Raw genomic sequence first — 13,818 nt, forward strand, 5'->3', positions numbered from 1 at the left:
GTGACGTTTATTACCAAATGTAGCAGACAACTTCTCCGCCAGATTTTGATTGACGAGCTTCTTTGTCGGTCATAACTCCCTTAGATGTGGAGATAATCGCGATTCCTAGACCACCGAGTACACGAGGCACTTCATTGCTCTTCGTGTATACGCGAAGGCCTGGTTTACTGATTCTTTTCAAACCAGAAATAACACGCTCTTGGTTAGGGCCGTATTTCAAGAAGATACGGATAATCCCTTGTTTGCTATCTTCAACGAATTCCGCATCGCGGATGAAACCTTCACGCTTCAAAATGTCAGCGATTTGTTTCTTCATAGTAGAAGCAGGCATTTCAACCGTCTCGTGACGCACAATGTTAGCGTTACGAATACGAGTAAGCATATCTGCAATAGGATCAGACATAGTCATGTGTGTAAACCTCCTTCCCGTTTATAAACTTCTTACCAACTTGCTTTTTTCACGCCAGGGATCTGGCCTTTATAAGCTAATTCACGGAAACAAATTCTGCAAATTTTGAACTTTTGCAGTACCGAATGTGGACGACCACAACGTTCGCAACGTGTATATGCACGTACTTTAAACTTAGGCGTACGTTGTTGTTTAACTTTCATCGAAGTTTTTGCCACTTAGCCTGACACCTCCTAAACATTTTCGGAGAAAATGGATTAACCGACTTTATTTTGCGAAAGGCATTCCCAGCTGACCCAGCAGCTCGCGGGATTCCTCGTCCGTCTTAGCAGTCGTTACAATAACGATGTCCATACCGCGGACTTTATCCACTTTGTCATATTCGATCTCGGGGAAGATCAATTGTTCTTTAAGACCAAGTGTGTAGTTACCACGGCCGTCAAAGGCTTTAGTGGAAACACCACGGAAGTCACGTACACGTGGAAGTGTTACGTTGAACAATTTGTCCAAGAAGTAATACATACGCTCTCCGCGCAGTGTTACTTTAACCCCAATCGGCATATTTTCGCGTAGTTTGAAACCAGCGATGGATTTTTTAGCTTTAGTGATTACTGGTTTTTGACCAGCGATCAACTGCATGTCATTAACTGCAGCATCAAGTACTTTGGAGTTTTGAACAGCGTCACCCACACCCATGTTGATGACAACCTTCTCGATCTTAGGCACTTGCATAACAGTTGTATAGTTAAACTTCTGCATCAAAGCAGGTGTAATTTCGTTAAGAAAACGTTCTTTCATTCTTGCTGCCATGAAGATTTAACCTCCTTTCTTAAGGGCTAGATTAGTCGATAATCTCTCCGGATCTTTTAGCAATCCGAACTTTTTTACCATTATCCAAAACTTTGTAACCGATACGGGTTACTTTGCCGGTCTTCGGATCGATGTGCATTACGTTGGACACATGAATCGAAGCTTCCTGCTCAATAATTCCACCCTGTGGATTCAGCTGGTTTGGCTTTTGGTGTTTTTTCACCATATTGACGCCTTCTACCAGAACGCGGTTTTCACGAGGATAAGCAGCGATGACACGGCCTTTTTTGCCTTTGTCTTTACCACTAATCACAAGCACCACGTCATCTTTCTTCACGTGCAGTTTATTGTTATGGGATTCCAGAACTTTTTTCACTCTAGGCATTTATTACACCTCCTATAACTAACCTTCAACTTATTGGTGCCGTGTTTATTAGATAACTTCCGGTGCCAAGGAAACGATCTTCATGTAGTCTTTATCGCGAAGTTCGCGAGCAACTGGTCCAAAGATACGTGTTCCACGAGGGCTTCTGTCGTCTTTAACAACAACAGCTGCATTTTCGTCGAATGCGATGTAAGATCCATCTTTACGACGAACGGAACGTTTCGTACGAACAACTACCGCTCTAACAACATCACCTTTTTTGACAACGCCGCCTGGTGTTGCTTGTTTAACGGAACAAACGATCAAATCACCGATTGCTGCTGTACGGCGTCCAGTACCACCCAGTACGCGGATACACATCAGTTCCTTCGCACCAGAGTTGTCAGCCACATGCAAACGTGTAAATGGTTGAATCATTATAATTTCCTCCTTCCGGAAAAACTCTCTTGATTATCTTAGATGATAACCGCTGCTTCTACCACTTCAACTAGTCTCCAACGTTTGTCCTTAGACAACGGACGAGTTTCCATGAGTTTTACGGTATCGCCAATCTTTGCAACATTTCCCTCATCATGTGCTTTGAATTTCTTCGTAGACTTGATGCGTTTGTGGTACAAATTGTGTTTCTTATAGGTTTCAACAGCAACTACGATGGTTTTATCCATTTTATCACTGACCACTTTACCGATTAGCACTTTACGTGCATTACGTTCTTCACTCATTAGTTAGCCTCCTTCCTGAATACGGATCTGCGATCCGTCTCACTTAACTAATCCCAAGCACTCTTTGATGGATCACGGTTTTAGCACGAGCTATTTCCTTACGCACGTCACGAATCCGAGTTGGGTTGTCCAATTGGCCAGTTGCCAATTGAAAACGGAGATTAAAAAGTTCCTCTTTGAATCCAGCGATCTTTTGTTCAATCTCAGCAGTGGTTAAGTTGCGAAGTTCATTAGCTTTCATTTGCTTCACCACCCAATTCTTCACGTTTCACAAACTTAGTCTTTACAGGCAGCTTGTGAGCGGCAAGACGCATCGCTTCACGAGCGATTTCTTCCGACACGCCTCCGAGTTCGAACATAATCTTGCCCGGTTTAACTACGGCTACCCATTTCTCAACATTACCTTTACCACTACCCATACGAACCTCGAGAGGCTTTTGAGTAATAGGTTTATCTGGGAAAATCTTGATCCAAACTTGACCGCCACGTTTGATATAACGTGTCATCGCGATACGAGCAGCTTCGATCTGACGGTTAGTGATCCAAGACGGTTCAAGTGCAACCAGGCCGAATTCGCCGAAGTTCAATTCAGTACCGCCTTTTGCCATACCCTTCATGTGTCCGCGTTGTTGCTTGCGGTGTTTTACGCGTTTTGGTACCAACATGATTAGTTGCCTCCTTCCTGAGCAGCTTGTTTCTTAGCTGGGGGAAGAACTTCTCCACGGTAGATCCATACTTTTACGCCGATAAGACCGTAAGTTGTATGTGCTTCAGCCGTTCCGTAATCGATATCGGCACGAAGCGTATGAAGTGGAACTGTTCCTTCGCTATAACCTTCTGAACGAGCAATCTCAGCTCCGCCAAGACGTCCGCCCACTTGAGTTTTAATCCCTTTTGCGCCAGAACGCATAGTTCTTTGAATCGCTTGTTTGAGGGCACGACGGAACGATACACGACGTTCCAATTGTTGAGCAATGCTCTCAGCTACAAGAATTGCATCCAATTCAGGGTGCTTGATTTCATTGATGTTGATGTGTACTTTTTTGCCACCAGCGATTGCTGTAACTGCGCTGCGAAGTACTTCTACTTCTGCTCCGCCTTTACCAATAACCATACCTGGTTTAGCTGTATGAATTGTAACGTTCACGCGGCTAGCCGCTCTTTCGATCTCGATATGGGAAACAGCGGAATCCTTCAATTTGCCTTTAAGGTATTCCCGGATTTTGACGTCTTCCATCAGAAGAGTACCGAAATCTTTTCCTGCATACCATTTAGATTCCCAATCGCGAATAATACCGATTCGGAGTCCGATTGGATTTACCTTTTGACCCACGTGTTATCCCTCCTTATTTCTCAGATACCACCAGTGTAATGTGGCTCGTGCGTTTATTGATCCGACTTGCGCGGCCCATGGCGCGCGGACGGAAACGTTTCATAGTAGGTCCTTGGTTAACGAAAACCTCGCTAACGAACAAACTGTTCACGTCCAAAGAATAGTTATGCTCAGCATTCGCAATTGCCGAATTAAGCAACTTTTCAACGACCGGAGAAGCGGATTTCGGAGTGTGGCGAAGAATAGCAATTGCTTCCCCCACTTGCTTACCGCGAATCAAGTCAACAACCAGTTTCGCTTTACGAGCGGAAATTCGCACCGATCTTGCATGTGCTTTTGCTTCCATTGTTTAACCTCCTTTCAAACAGAGACCTTATTATTATCTTCTTGTTTTCTTATCGTCACCCGCGTGGCCTTTGTAAGTACGTGTTGGCGCGAACTCGCCCAACTTGTGACCTACCATATCTTCTGTTACGTATACAGGCACGTGTTTACGGCCGTCATATACACCAAACGTATGTCCGATAAACTGAGGGAAAATGGTTGAGCGACGGGACCAAGTTTTAACTACAACCTTTTTCTCAGCCTCGTTCAGTTCCTCAACTTTTTTAAGCAGGTAGCCATCAATAAACGGCCCCTTCTTTAAACTGCGACCCATGTGTGAATCCTCCCTTCATCCGGTTCTTCAAACCGCGAATCGACGCTTCGCGCTTTATTAACTTGCCAGAAGCGTCTTATTTAGTGCGGCGGCGAACGATATATTTATCAGATGCCTTGTTTTTCTTACGCGTTTTGTAACCAAGGGTTGGTTTGCCCCATGGAGACATTGGCGATTTACGTCCGATTGGAGCGCGACCTTCACCACCACCGTGTGGGTGATCGTTAGGGTTCATTACTACCCCGCGAACTTCAGGACGACGGCCGAGCCAGCGACTACGTCCAGCTTTACCGATTTTGATCAATTCGTGATCTTCGTTACCTACGGAACCGATAGTTGCACGGCATACGCTAAGGATCTTGCGAACCTCACCGGATGACAAACGAACGGAACAGTATTTTTCTTCTTTACCAAGCAATTGAGCTTCCGTACCAGCTGCGCGAACCAATTGTCCGCCTTTACCTGGTTTCAACTCAATGTTGTGGATAACTGTACCTACTGGAATGTTTTCCAGTGGAAGACTGTTACCAATTTTGATGTCGGCCGCAGGACCGGACTCTACTTTATCCCCAACTCTTAGACCTTTAGGAGCGATGATATAACGTTTCTCTCCATCAGCATAGTGGATCAAAGCAATATTAGATGTGCGGTTCGGGTCATACTCGATTGTAGCAACGCTACCTGGTATGCCGTCTTTAGTCCGCTTGAAGTCGATAATACGGTATTTACGTTTATGTCCGCCGCCATGGTGACGAACCGTAATTTTACCTTGGTTGTTGCGTCCCGCATGTTTGAACAGCGGAGAAAGCAACGATTTCTCTGGCTGGTTTGTTGTAATTTCTTCAAACGTAGACACGGACATAGCGCGTCTTGCCGGAGAGGTCGGTTTGTACTTTTTGATTGGCACTGTAGTTCCCTCCTTACTTCAACAGAGTATTATTCTACCGCTTCAAAAAATTCAAGCGGTTTGCTGTCCGGGCTAAGCTTAACGATGGCTTTTTTCCACTCTGGAGTGTAACCAGAATATTTACCATAACGTTTCAGTTTGCCAGGTACGCGCATTGTGTTCACATTAGTTACTTTTACTTTGAAAATAGCCTCGACAGCTTTTTTGATTTCGGTTTTGTTAGCACGGATATCCACTTCAAAAGCGTATTTCATTTCGCTCATGTAGTCGGAAGTACGTTCCGTAATCACCGGACGTTTGATAATATCACGAGGATCTTTCATTACGCGAACACCTCCTCTACCTTCAGAACTGCTTCTTTAGTGATGATCAGTTTGTCGTACGTCAGTACGTCAAGAACATTAATGCCGTCAGCCGCTACGAATTTCACCCCAGGGATGTTACGAGCGGAAAGTGCTACGTTATCATCATAGCTAGTAGCTACGATCAACGCTTTACGATCTACTTTCAGGTTGTTCAGGATTGCTGCGAATTCTTTCGTCTTCGGAGCATTCATTGTCAAGCTATCCAATACGATAATGTCATTCTCGAGTACTTTCGAGGACAAAGCGGATTTGATCGCCAAACGACGAACCTTCTTAGGCAGTTTCCAGGAATAGCTACGTGGTGTTGGTCCGAAGACAACGCCGCCGCCTTTCCATTGTGGAGAACGAATGGAGCCTTGACGAGCGCGACCTGTACCTTTTTGTTTCCAAGGTTTACGTCCACCGCCACGAACTTCAGAACGTCCTTTTACTTTGTGTGTACCACGACGTAGGGAAGCTCTTTGCATAAGCGCAGCTTCATGTAGAACGTGCTCATTCGGTTCAATACCGAATACTGTATCGCTCAGTTCCACTTCACCAACTTCGTTGCCACTAATATTAAAAAGTGTTACTTTTGGCATTTCATGTTCCTCCTTTCTTCAATAATTATTTCTTAACGGTTTGTTTAACTTTCACGAAGCTGTTTTTAGGACCTGGGATAGCGCCTTTAACCAGCAATACGTTACGTTCAACATCAACCTTGATAATTTCAAGCTTTTGAACCGTAATAGTCGTATGACCCATATGTCCTGGAAGGCGTTTGCCCTTAGGAACACGGTTAGCTTGGATAGAACCCATGGAGCCCGGTCTTCTGTGGTAACGCGATCCGTGTGCCATTGGTCCGCGGCTTTGTCCCCAACGTTTGATGTTACCTTGGAAACCTTTACCTTTAGATGTACCAGTTACGTCAACAAATTCGCCCTCAGCAAAGATATCAGCCTTCAGCTCTTGTCCAACCTCGAGAGACCCGAGATCAACACCGCGAATTTCACGAACGTAGCGCTTAGGTGTTGCATTTGCCTTTTTGGCGTGACCCTGTTCAGGCTTATTGGAGCGTTTTTCTTTTTTATCAGAAAAGCCCAATTGCACTGCTTCATATCCGTCGATATTCAGGTCTTTCTTTTGCAGTACTACACAAGGTCCTGCTTCGATAACAGTAACAGGAATTACGTTACCTTCTGGAGTAAACACTTGAGTCATACCGAGTTTTTTTCCTAAGATACCTTTCAATGTTGACACCTCTTTTCTTTTCCTAAATTACTTAAAATAGAATTACAATTTGATTTCGATATCTACACCGGACGGTAGATCCAAGCGCATCAAGGCATCCACAGTTTGTGGTGTTGGGTTCACAATATCGATCAAACGTTTGTGAGTCCGTTGTTCAAACTGTTCACGGGAATCCTTGTACTTGTGTACCGCACGGAGAATAGTAATGATTTGCTTCTCAGTTGGTAACGGAATCGGCCCGGACACACCTGCACCCGAACGTTTTGCTGTTTCAACAATCTTCTCAGCGGATTGATCAAGAATTCTGTGGTCGTATGCTTTCAAGCGAATACGAATTTTTTGCTTTGCCATTTTAGTCCCTCCTTCTATCGCCCAATTTGGTATCGGACATACTCCGTGAAAATTTTCTGACCTCGTCCCCATGGCAAAGGGGCCGGGTGTGTCAGTAACCTCTCACATCATCGCAACGTCTCAGAACAACATTTATTATTATATATAATAGGCAGCAGTATTGCAAGCGAAAATAGAAAAACAACGCATATTTTTTTCATGCGCTGTTCTTCTACTATATATATGTTAAAGATTCTCTGTGGCAGACTTAAAAAACTCTGCGGAGGAAGCAGTCTGAGCCGTCGCCGTTCCGATCCCCTCAATGGTTTGGATTAAGGTTCTTATTTCTTCTTCCACTATTACAATCTCCTGTGTACTGCTACGCATAGCATCTACAATATCAGAGAACAAAAGACTAGTCTCGACTGATTGGTGCTTCCCATTCTTAGTTAACTCCTGCACCTTACGAATCTCTTCTACAACCTGCTGAGTGAGTAGACCTGATTTATTTGTTAGCTCTACGATCTGAATTACAGTACTCTTAGTATCCTCTGCAAGCCGGCTAACTTCTTGAGCAACCACACTAAAACCTCTACCATGCTCACCGGCTCTAGCGGCTTCAATCGTTGCATTAAGTGAGAGGATTTTAGTCTGATCGGCAATTTCCCTTACTGAGTTCACAATTTTTTGAATTTGCTTAGAGGAATCGCTTAACTCAATGATCGAGTCTTCCATCTCACTGGTGGTCTGATATATAAGATTAATTTGCTCAGTCAAATCACCCAAGTGTTCATGACCATCTGTAGCTAATCCCTGTGACTCCAGAGCGGATGCAGCCGTACGTTGGAATGTTCTACTTACTTCATTGCTGCTTGCCACTAGCTGTTTCACAGCAGCATTAGTATCGATGCTATAATCTATCAATTCAACGCTAAACTCTGAAATTTTTTGTTTTAATTCATTTTTCACCAATAAATATTGCTCTTCCTTCTCTTTTATGTTCTCCTTCTCATATTCTTCTAGAACCAGCTGCTGCTCAAGGTTAAGGAGCTTGGTCACGGTCTGAACCACTCGAAGGCGTGTATTATCATCGTTTGTTTCATTATATATAACGCGTATAAATACGTTCTGAAGATTCTGAAAAGCAGATAAATACCATTTAGGCTCAAGCCCTACTTTTTTATGAATATTAGCGATCATTAGACGCTTTGCTATGTACTCATCATCAACCTTTCCATTAAAAATCTCTAGAATATGACCACGAAGAGTAGTTTTCAACCTCTCTATACTGCTATGCTCTAAAATAATAGCTTCAAGTTTATTTACGCCTAATACCGAATTGTAAAATTGATCAATGATATAGTCTATATTCTGCTCAACAACAGGTTTCACCCTGCGTAGTAAGTTCAAATCTGCTTCAGTTAGATCAATCATTTTCATCTGCTCGTTAAGCTCACCATGTCCCTCCAGCTTATGAAAAGACTCTGCCACAGAATGATTCTGATCCTTGAAGTCTAAGGAATGAGAGGCAGGAGAATCTACATTATTATTACGTGCATTTAACGCATGCATGAAGGAAAAAGGACATTTCCCCATATTACCACTCTCCCACAATTCCTATTATTTTACATTATTATTCCTCCTTCATTTTACTCTATCATTAGTATAATTGTAAACAATTGATTGTTGTAATTTGGCGAATTATGTAGAAAAAGATCATATTGTTATGCTTTATTATCAATTGGTGTCGAATATTAAATCTTTCTCAGAAAAAAACAAAAAAAGCCCCTGATTCTCCGCAAGAAGAATCAGGGGTGTTTGTAATTCGGAATCTACCCGCAGATAGAAGTCGAATTATTATTTTTGGATAGAAGCTACGCTACCAGCACCAACTGTACGGCCACCTTCGCGAATGGAGAATTTAGTACCTTCTTCAATAGCGATTGGGGAGATCAGTTGTACGGTTACGGAGATGTTATCACCAGGCATAACCATTTCAGTACCTTCTGGCAAGTTGATGATACCAGTTACGTCAGTTGTACGGAAGTAGAACTGTGGACGGTATCCAGTGAAGAAAGGCTTGTGACGGCCACCTTCTTCTTTTGTCAGAACGTAAATTTGAGCAGTGAACTCAGTGTGTGGTTTAACGGAGTTCGGCTTAGCCAATACTTGGCCACGCTCGATCATGTTACGGTCAACACCACGAAGCAATGCTCCGATGTTGTCCCCAGCTTGAGCGGAATCCAGCAATTTACGGAACATTTCTACGCCCGTAACTACGGATTTCTTAGTATCTTCGTGAATACCAACGATTTCGATTTCTTCTCCGACTTTAACTGTTCCGCGTTCTACGCGACCAGTTGCCACAGTACCGCGGCCAGTGATGGAGAATACGTCTTCGACAGGCATCAAGAAAGGCTTGTCAGTTTGACGCTCAGGAAGTGGAATGTACTCATCGATTGTTTCAAACATTTCGATGATTTTTTTAGCGTAATCGCCATCTGGGTTTTGCAGAGCTTCACGAGCAGAACCACGGATGATTGGAGTATCGTCGCCTGGGAAGTCATACTCGCTAAGCAAGTCGCGAACTTCCATTTCAACCAATTCCAACAACTCTTCGTCTTCAACCATGTCGCATTTGTTCAAGAAGACAACGATGTAAGGAACGCCTACTTGACGGGACAACAGGATGTGCTCGCGAGTTTGTGGCATTGGGCCATCAGCTGCGGATACAACCAGGATAGCTCCGTCCATTTGCGCTGCGCCAGTGATCATGTTTTTAACATAGTCGGCGTGACCAGGGCAGTCTACGTGAGCGTAGTGACGGTTAGGAGTTTCATATTCAACGTGGGAAGTGGAGATTGTGATACCACGTTCGCGCTCTTCAGGAGCTTTGTCGATTTGATCGAATGCGATAGCTGCGCCACCGTAAGTTTTGGACAATACAGTAGTGATTGCAGCAGTCAGAGTCGTTTTACCATGGTCGACGTGACCAATAGTACCGATGTTAACGTGCGGTTTGTTACGTTCAAACTTTGCCTTTGCCATTTGAACAGTTCCTCCTTAATGTGGGGTTCCTTATATTTGAGCCGCCCGCATACGTGTAATCTTAGATGACTGAGTGTTTATACCCGGGACGGCAAGTTAAAACTGGTAATTATTCAGCGCCTTTGTTCTTTGCAGCGATCTCTTCCGCAATGGATTTAGGAACTTCTTCATAGTGAGAAAGCTCCATTGAGAATACGCCACGTCCTTGTGTACCAGAACGAAGTGTTGTAGAGTATCCGAACATTTCGGAAAGAGGCACCTTAGCACGGATAATTTGCGCTCCACCACGGGAATCCATACCTTCGATACGGCCACGGCGGGAGTTCAGCATACCCATTACATCACCCATATATTCCTCAGGAACAGTTACTTCTACTTTCATGATTGGCTCAAGCAGGACAGGCTTACACTTGTCTTTAGCTGCTTTGAGTGCCATCGAACCGGCAATTTTAAATGCCATTTCGTTGGAATCGACATCATGATAAGAACCATCTACGATGGTAGCTTTAACGTCTACTAGCGGGAAGCCAGCAAGTACGCCGTTTTTCATTTGTTCTTCAATACCCGCAAGTGCAGGAGCGATGTACTCTCTAGGAACCGAGCCACCAACAACTTTACTTTCGAATTTGCTACCAGTACCTGGTTCGAGGGGTTCAAATTCAACCCATACGTGACCGTATTGACCACGACCACCAGATTGGCGTACAAATTTACCTTCGACGCGAGCAGGTGCCTTGAACGTTTCGCGGTAAGCAACCTGTGGTTTACCCACATTGGTTTCTACTTTGAACTCACGACGCATACGGTCGATGATGATGTCCAAGTGAAGTTCACCCATACCAGCCAGGATTGTTTGGCCTGTTTCTTCATCAGTGTGAGCACGAAGAGTTGGATCCTCTTCAGTCAACTTTCCGAGAGCAACGCCCATTTTATCTTGGTCAGCTTTAGTTTTTGGTTCAACAGCGATCTCGATAACTGGATCAGGGAAGTTCATTGATTCCAGAATTACTGGATTCTTCTCATCACACAGTGTATCACCTGTACTGGTATCTTTCAAACCAACAGCAGCTGCGATGTCGCCAGAATACACGATGGAAATTTCTTGACGGCTGTTCGCATGCATTTGAAGGATACGACCAATACGTTCACGCTTGTTCTTAGTTGCATTAACTACGTATGATCCGGACTCAAGTACGCCTGAGTAAACACGGAAGAACGTAAGTTTACCAACATAAGGGTCTGTCATGATTTTAAATGCCAAAGCTGCAAACGGCTCTTCATCCGAAGAGTGACGAACAGCTTCTGTACCGTCATCAAGATGTCCAGTAATAGCTGGAACGTCAAGAGGAGATGGCAAGTAATCAACAACAGCATCCAGCATAAGCTGAATCCCTTTGTTTCGGTAGGAAGATCCAGCAATTACAGGGAACAATTTAACTTCAACTACGCCTTTGCGAATTGCAGCTTTAATTTCCGGAATTGTAATTTCTTCGCCTTCCAAATACTTCATAGTCAGATCCTCATCAAGTTCAGCAACTTTCTCGATCAACTCGAGACGCAGCTCCTCAACTTTGGCCAAATATTCTTCCGGAATATCCGTTACTTCGATGTTTTGGCCCAGATCATCTCTGAACATGTGTGCTTTTTGCTCAACTAGGTCGATAATACCAGTGAAATCACTTTCTGCACCAATTGGCAATTGAATAGCAACTGCATTGGCTTGAAGGCGATCACGCATAGTTTCGATTACGTTAAGGAAATCCGCACCGATAATGTCCATTTTGTTTACATATGCAATCCGGGGAACGTTATAACGGTCAGCCTGTCTCCATACGGTTTCAGACTGAGGCTCAACGCCCTCTTTTGCACTAAATACACCAACTGCCCCATCCAATACACGCAGGGAACGTTCAACTTCAACAGTGAAGTCAACGTGTCCTGGGGTATCAATGATATTGATGCGGTGACCTTTCCACGCAGCAGTCGTAGCAGCGGACGTAATCGTGATTCCGCGCTCTTGTTCTTGCTCCATCCAGTCCATTGTAGCAGCACCCTCGTGAACTTCACCGATTTTGTGCGTACGGCCTGTATAGAAAAGAATCCGCTCTGTGGTAGTTGTTTTACCAGCATCAATATGCGCCATGATCCCGATGTTACGTGTATTTTTTAAGGAGAACTCTCTAGCCATGAAATGGATCTCCCTTCAAAATATAAGTTATTTGAATGACCTTTATCCTACCAACGGTAGTGAGCGAACGCTTTGTTTGCTTCAGCCATTTTGTGTGTATCTTCACGTTTCTTAACAGAAGCGCCTGTGTTGTTGGAAGCGTCGATGATCTCAGCCGCCAAACGCTCTTCCATAGTCTTCTCACCGCGGTTGCGAGAGTAGTTTACGAGCCAACGTAATCCCAGAGCAGTACGTCTCTCTGGTTTAACCTCGATAGGTACTTGATAGTTAGCACCACCGACACGACGAGCTTTGACTTCCAAAACCGGCATGATATTCTTGATGGCAGCTTCGAAAACTTCCATCGGATCTTTACCCGTACGTTCTTCAATCAATTTGAATGAATTGTACAGAATGCTTTGAGCGACACCTCTTTTACCACCCAGCATAATGCGGTTAATCAAACGAGTAACCAACTTGCTATTATACAACGGATCTGGCAATACGTCTCTCTTTGTAACTGGACCTTTGCGTGGCATGGATATCCCCCTTTCTTAAATGTTTATTATTCAGATATTGTTATCTTATTTCTTAGCTTTAGGACGTTTTGCACCGTATTTAGAACGAGCTTGCATCCGGTTAGCTACACCTGCTGTATCCAAAGCACCACGAACGATATGGTAACGAACCCCTGCAAGGTCCTTTACTTTACCTCCGCGAAGTAATACAACACTGTGCTCTTGTAAGTTATGTCCGATACCCGGGATATAAGCTGTTACCTCGAGACGGTTCGTCAAACGAACACGGGCATATTTACGAAGCGCTGAGTTTGGTTTACGTGGAGTCATTGTGCCTACACGAGTGCACACACCGCGTTTTTGCGGAGCGCTCAAATTTGTAGCCTCACGCTTGAGGGCGTTATACCCTTTTTGAAGAGCGGGAGATTTAGATTTTTCGATTTTGGCTTGACGGCCTTTACGAACCAATTGGTTAATTGTTGGCATGTTGTTGCCACCCCCTTCCTGAAATGATAGTCGATTTAAGAACTCTAAGCCCACAGACCCAGGCGGTTCATAAAAAGACAAATGAAAAGTTCTTGCCGCTGGTGTTCACCCCAGTACAAAAACATTTCTGTAGCTATTGTTTTAAGACGGCTGCCATCGCAGCGCCAACTTCTATTCCGCAGGCCTTGCCCAAATTCAGCATCGTATCCACATATGTGATCTTAACACCTTGTTTGTTACAAAGCAAAACTATCCTGGAAGTAAGCCTTTGATCTCCGTCCTCTGCCACATAGACTTCTGCGGCTAGGCCCAACTCTACCGCCTTGACGGTTTGTTTGGTACCGATCTTGACCTGAGCATCCTGTAGTCCTCTATCATCAGTCATTCTCTTTACCTCCAATGAACAAGGATAACATGGCTACTCACGCACCTTAGACATTTTAGCATTAT

General features: G+C 44.1%; 22 protein-coding genes. All 22 read right to left on the reverse strand.

Going from position 1 to position 13,818, the window contains the following annotated elements:
* Positions 1-10: 10 nt before the first annotated feature.
* The 22 genes from rpsH to MHH60_RS11095 all read right to left on the reverse strand — a co-directional run bounded on the left by rpsH (position 11) and on the right by MHH60_RS11095 (position 13,753).
* The gene (gene rpsH / locus MHH60_RS10990) at positions 11-409 is read right to left on the reverse strand and encodes a 30S ribosomal protein S8 (protein WP_036680560.1); all 399 of its coding nucleotides are present in this window, start codon (positions 407-409) and stop codon (positions 11-13) included.
* A 32-nt stretch (positions 410-441) separates the two neighbouring features.
* A complete protein-coding gene (locus MHH60_RS10995) occupies positions 442-627 on the reverse strand; it encodes a type Z 30S ribosomal protein S14 (protein ID WP_013312154.1) in 186 nt (61 codons plus the stop codon).
* A gap of 49 nt (positions 628-676) precedes the next feature.
* On the reverse strand, positions 677-1,219 hold the full coding sequence (rplE, locus tag MHH60_RS11000; protein WP_036680558.1) for a 50S ribosomal protein L5: 543 nt from the start codon (positions 1,217-1,219) through the stop codon (positions 677-679).
* Positions 1,220-1,250: 31 nt separating this feature from the next.
* Positions 1,251-1,604, reverse strand: coding sequence for a 50S ribosomal protein L24 (rplX, locus tag MHH60_RS11005; protein ID WP_076099615.1), 354 nt, complete (start codon positions 1,602-1,604; stop codon positions 1,251-1,253).
* A 48-nt stretch (positions 1,605-1,652) separates the two neighbouring features.
* Positions 1,653-2,021, reverse strand: coding sequence for a 50S ribosomal protein L14 (rplN, locus tag MHH60_RS11010; RefSeq protein WP_036680556.1), 369 nt, complete (start codon positions 2,019-2,021; stop codon positions 1,653-1,655).
* Between the two features lie 38 nt (positions 2,022-2,059).
* Positions 2,060-2,326: a 30S ribosomal protein S17 gene (gene rpsQ, locus MHH60_RS11015; protein WP_036680554.1), complete on the reverse strand. Its 267-nt coding sequence runs from the start codon at positions 2,324-2,326 to the stop codon at positions 2,060-2,062.
* A 43-nt stretch (positions 2,327-2,369) separates the two neighbouring features.
* A complete protein-coding gene (gene rpmC / locus MHH60_RS11020; protein ID WP_019908232.1) occupies positions 2,370-2,567 on the reverse strand; it encodes a 50S ribosomal protein L29 in 198 nt (65 codons plus the stop codon).
* Positions 2,557-2,991 carry a 50S ribosomal protein L16 gene (gene rplP / locus MHH60_RS11025; protein ID WP_036680552.1) on the reverse strand — a complete coding sequence of 145 codons (435 nt, stop codon included), beginning with the start codon at positions 2,989-2,991 and terminating at the stop codon, positions 2,557-2,559. Before rplP ends, rpmC begins: the two co-directional genes overlap by 11 nt.
* Positions 2,992-2,993: 2 nt before the next feature.
* Positions 2,994-3,659, reverse strand: a complete 666-nt coding sequence (gene rpsC / locus MHH60_RS11030) for a 30S ribosomal protein S3 (RefSeq protein WP_038573452.1) — start codon at positions 3,657-3,659, stop codon at positions 2,994-2,996.
* 13 nt (positions 3,660-3,672) lie between these two features.
* Positions 3,673-4,005 (reverse strand): 50S ribosomal protein L22, encoded by a 333-nt coding sequence (gene rplV, locus MHH60_RS11035; protein ID WP_036680546.1) that lies wholly within the window; start codon positions 4,003-4,005, stop codon positions 3,673-3,675.
* Between the two features lie 33 nt (positions 4,006-4,038).
* Positions 4,039-4,317, reverse strand: coding sequence for a 30S ribosomal protein S19 (rpsS, locus tag MHH60_RS11040; protein WP_036652940.1), 279 nt, complete (start codon positions 4,315-4,317; stop codon positions 4,039-4,041).
* A gap of 76 nt (positions 4,318-4,393) precedes the next feature.
* A complete protein-coding gene (rplB, locus tag MHH60_RS11045) occupies positions 4,394-5,224 on the reverse strand; it encodes a 50S ribosomal protein L2 (RefSeq protein WP_036680541.1) in 831 nt (276 codons plus the stop codon).
* Between the two features lie 29 nt (positions 5,225-5,253).
* A complete protein-coding gene (gene rplW / locus MHH60_RS11050) occupies positions 5,254-5,547 on the reverse strand; it encodes a 50S ribosomal protein L23 (protein ID WP_036680537.1) in 294 nt (97 codons plus the stop codon).
* The gene (gene rplD, locus MHH60_RS11055; protein WP_036680536.1) at positions 5,547-6,170 is read right to left on the reverse strand and encodes a 50S ribosomal protein L4; all 624 of its coding nucleotides are present in this window, start codon (positions 6,168-6,170) and stop codon (positions 5,547-5,549) included. The genes rplW and rplD overlap by 1 nt, the downstream gene beginning before the upstream one ends.
* Before the next feature lie 25 nt (positions 6,171-6,195).
* Complete coding sequence (rplC, locus tag MHH60_RS11060) at positions 6,196-6,819, reverse strand: 50S ribosomal protein L3 (RefSeq protein WP_036680532.1); 624 nt, start codon at positions 6,817-6,819, stop codon at positions 6,196-6,198.
* A gap of 42 nt (positions 6,820-6,861) precedes the next feature.
* Complete coding sequence (rpsJ, locus tag MHH60_RS11065) at positions 6,862-7,170, reverse strand: 30S ribosomal protein S10 (RefSeq protein ID WP_017692074.1); 309 nt, start codon at positions 7,168-7,170, stop codon at positions 6,862-6,864.
* A 225-nt stretch (positions 7,171-7,395) separates the two neighbouring features.
* Positions 7,396-8,745: a globin-coupled sensor protein gene (locus MHH60_RS11070; protein ID WP_076138441.1), complete on the reverse strand. Its 1,350-nt coding sequence runs from the start codon at positions 8,743-8,745 to the stop codon at positions 7,396-7,398.
* Positions 8,746-9,006: 261 nt separating this feature from the next.
* A complete protein-coding gene (gene tuf, locus MHH60_RS11075; protein ID WP_036680523.1) occupies positions 9,007-10,197 on the reverse strand; it encodes an elongation factor Tu in 1,191 nt (396 codons plus the stop codon).
* Positions 10,198-10,306: 109 nt separating this feature from the next.
* Positions 10,307-12,385 (reverse strand): elongation factor G, encoded by a 2,079-nt coding sequence (gene fusA, locus MHH60_RS11080; protein ID WP_036680521.1) that lies wholly within the window; start codon positions 12,383-12,385, stop codon positions 10,307-10,309.
* A 47-nt stretch (positions 12,386-12,432) separates the two neighbouring features.
* Entirely contained in the window at positions 12,433-12,903 is a 471-nt protein-coding gene (rpsG, locus tag MHH60_RS11085; protein ID WP_036680520.1) for a 30S ribosomal protein S7, read from the reverse strand.
* A 45-nt stretch (positions 12,904-12,948) separates the two neighbouring features.
* The gene (gene rpsL / locus MHH60_RS11090) at positions 12,949-13,368 is read right to left on the reverse strand and encodes a 30S ribosomal protein S12 (protein ID WP_036680518.1); all 420 of its coding nucleotides are present in this window, start codon (positions 13,366-13,368) and stop codon (positions 12,949-12,951) included.
* Positions 13,369-13,501: 133 nt separating this feature from the next.
* A complete protein-coding gene (locus MHH60_RS11095; RefSeq protein ID WP_038573459.1) occupies positions 13,502-13,753 on the reverse strand; it encodes a ribosomal L7Ae/L30e/S12e/Gadd45 family protein in 252 nt (83 codons plus the stop codon).
* Positions 13,754-13,818: the final 65 nt, after the last annotated feature.

The organism is Paenibacillus sp. FSL H7-0716, assembly GCF_038002705.1.
GTDB lineage: Bacteria > Bacillota > Bacilli > Paenibacillales > Paenibacillaceae > Paenibacillus_AQ > Paenibacillus_AQ odorifer.

Coding starts and splice junctions, on each gene's coding strand:
- rpmC (WP_019908232.1), bottom strand. CDS start 2,567: ATGAAAGCTAATGAACTTCGCAACTTAACCACTGCTGAGATTGAACAA.
- rpsG (WP_036680520.1), bottom strand. CDS start 12,903: ATGCCACGCAAAGGTCCAGTTACAAAGAGAGACGTATTGCCAGATCCG.
- rplV (WP_036680546.1), bottom strand. CDS start 4,005: ATGGAAGCAAAAGCACATGCAAGATCGGTGCGAATTTCCGCTCGTAAA.
- rplE (WP_036680558.1), bottom strand. CDS start 1,219: ATGGCAGCAAGAATGAAAGAACGTTTTCTTAACGAAATTACACCTGCT.
- rpsH (WP_036680560.1), bottom strand. CDS start 409: ATGACTATGTCTGATCCTATTGCAGATATGCTTACTCGTATTCGTAAC.
- rplX (WP_076099615.1), bottom strand. CDS start 1,604: ATGCCTAGAGTGAAAAAAGTTCTGGAATCCCATAACAATAAACTGCAC.
- rplN (WP_036680556.1), bottom strand. CDS start 2,021: ATGATTCAACCATTTACACGTTTGCATGTGGCTGACAACTCTGGTGCG.
- rpsS (WP_036652940.1), bottom strand. CDS start 4,317: ATGGGTCGCAGTTTAAAGAAGGGGCCGTTTATTGATGGCTACCTGCTT.
- rpsJ (WP_017692074.1), bottom strand. CDS start 7,170: ATGGCAAAGCAAAAAATTCGTATTCGCTTGAAAGCATACGACCACAGA.
- fusA (WP_036680521.1), bottom strand. CDS start 12,385: ATGGCTAGAGAGTTCTCCTTAAAAAATACACGTAACATCGGGATCATG.
- rplP (WP_036680552.1), bottom strand. CDS start 2,991: ATGTTGGTACCAAAACGCGTAAAACACCGCAAGCAACAACGCGGACAC.
- tuf (WP_036680523.1), bottom strand. CDS start 10,197: ATGGCAAAGGCAAAGTTTGAACGTAACAAACCGCACGTTAACATCGGT.
- rpsQ (WP_036680554.1), bottom strand. CDS start 2,326: ATGAGTGAAGAACGTAATGCACGTAAAGTGCTAATCGGTAAAGTGGTC.
- rplW (WP_036680537.1), bottom strand. CDS start 5,547: ATGAAAGATCCTCGTGATATTATCAAACGTCCGGTGATTACGGAACGT.
- rplD (WP_036680536.1), bottom strand. CDS start 6,170: ATGCCAAAAGTAACACTTTTTAATATTAGTGGCAACGAAGTTGGTGAA.
- MHH60_RS11095 (WP_038573459.1), bottom strand. CDS start 13,753: ATGACTGATGATAGAGGACTACAGGATGCTCAGGTCAAGATCGGTACC.
- rpsL (WP_036680518.1), bottom strand. CDS start 13,368: ATGCCAACAATTAACCAATTGGTTCGTAAAGGCCGTCAAGCCAAAATC.
- MHH60_RS11070 (WP_076138441.1), bottom strand. CDS start 8,745: ATGGGGAAATGTCCTTTTTCCTTCATGCATGCGTTAAATGCACGTAAT.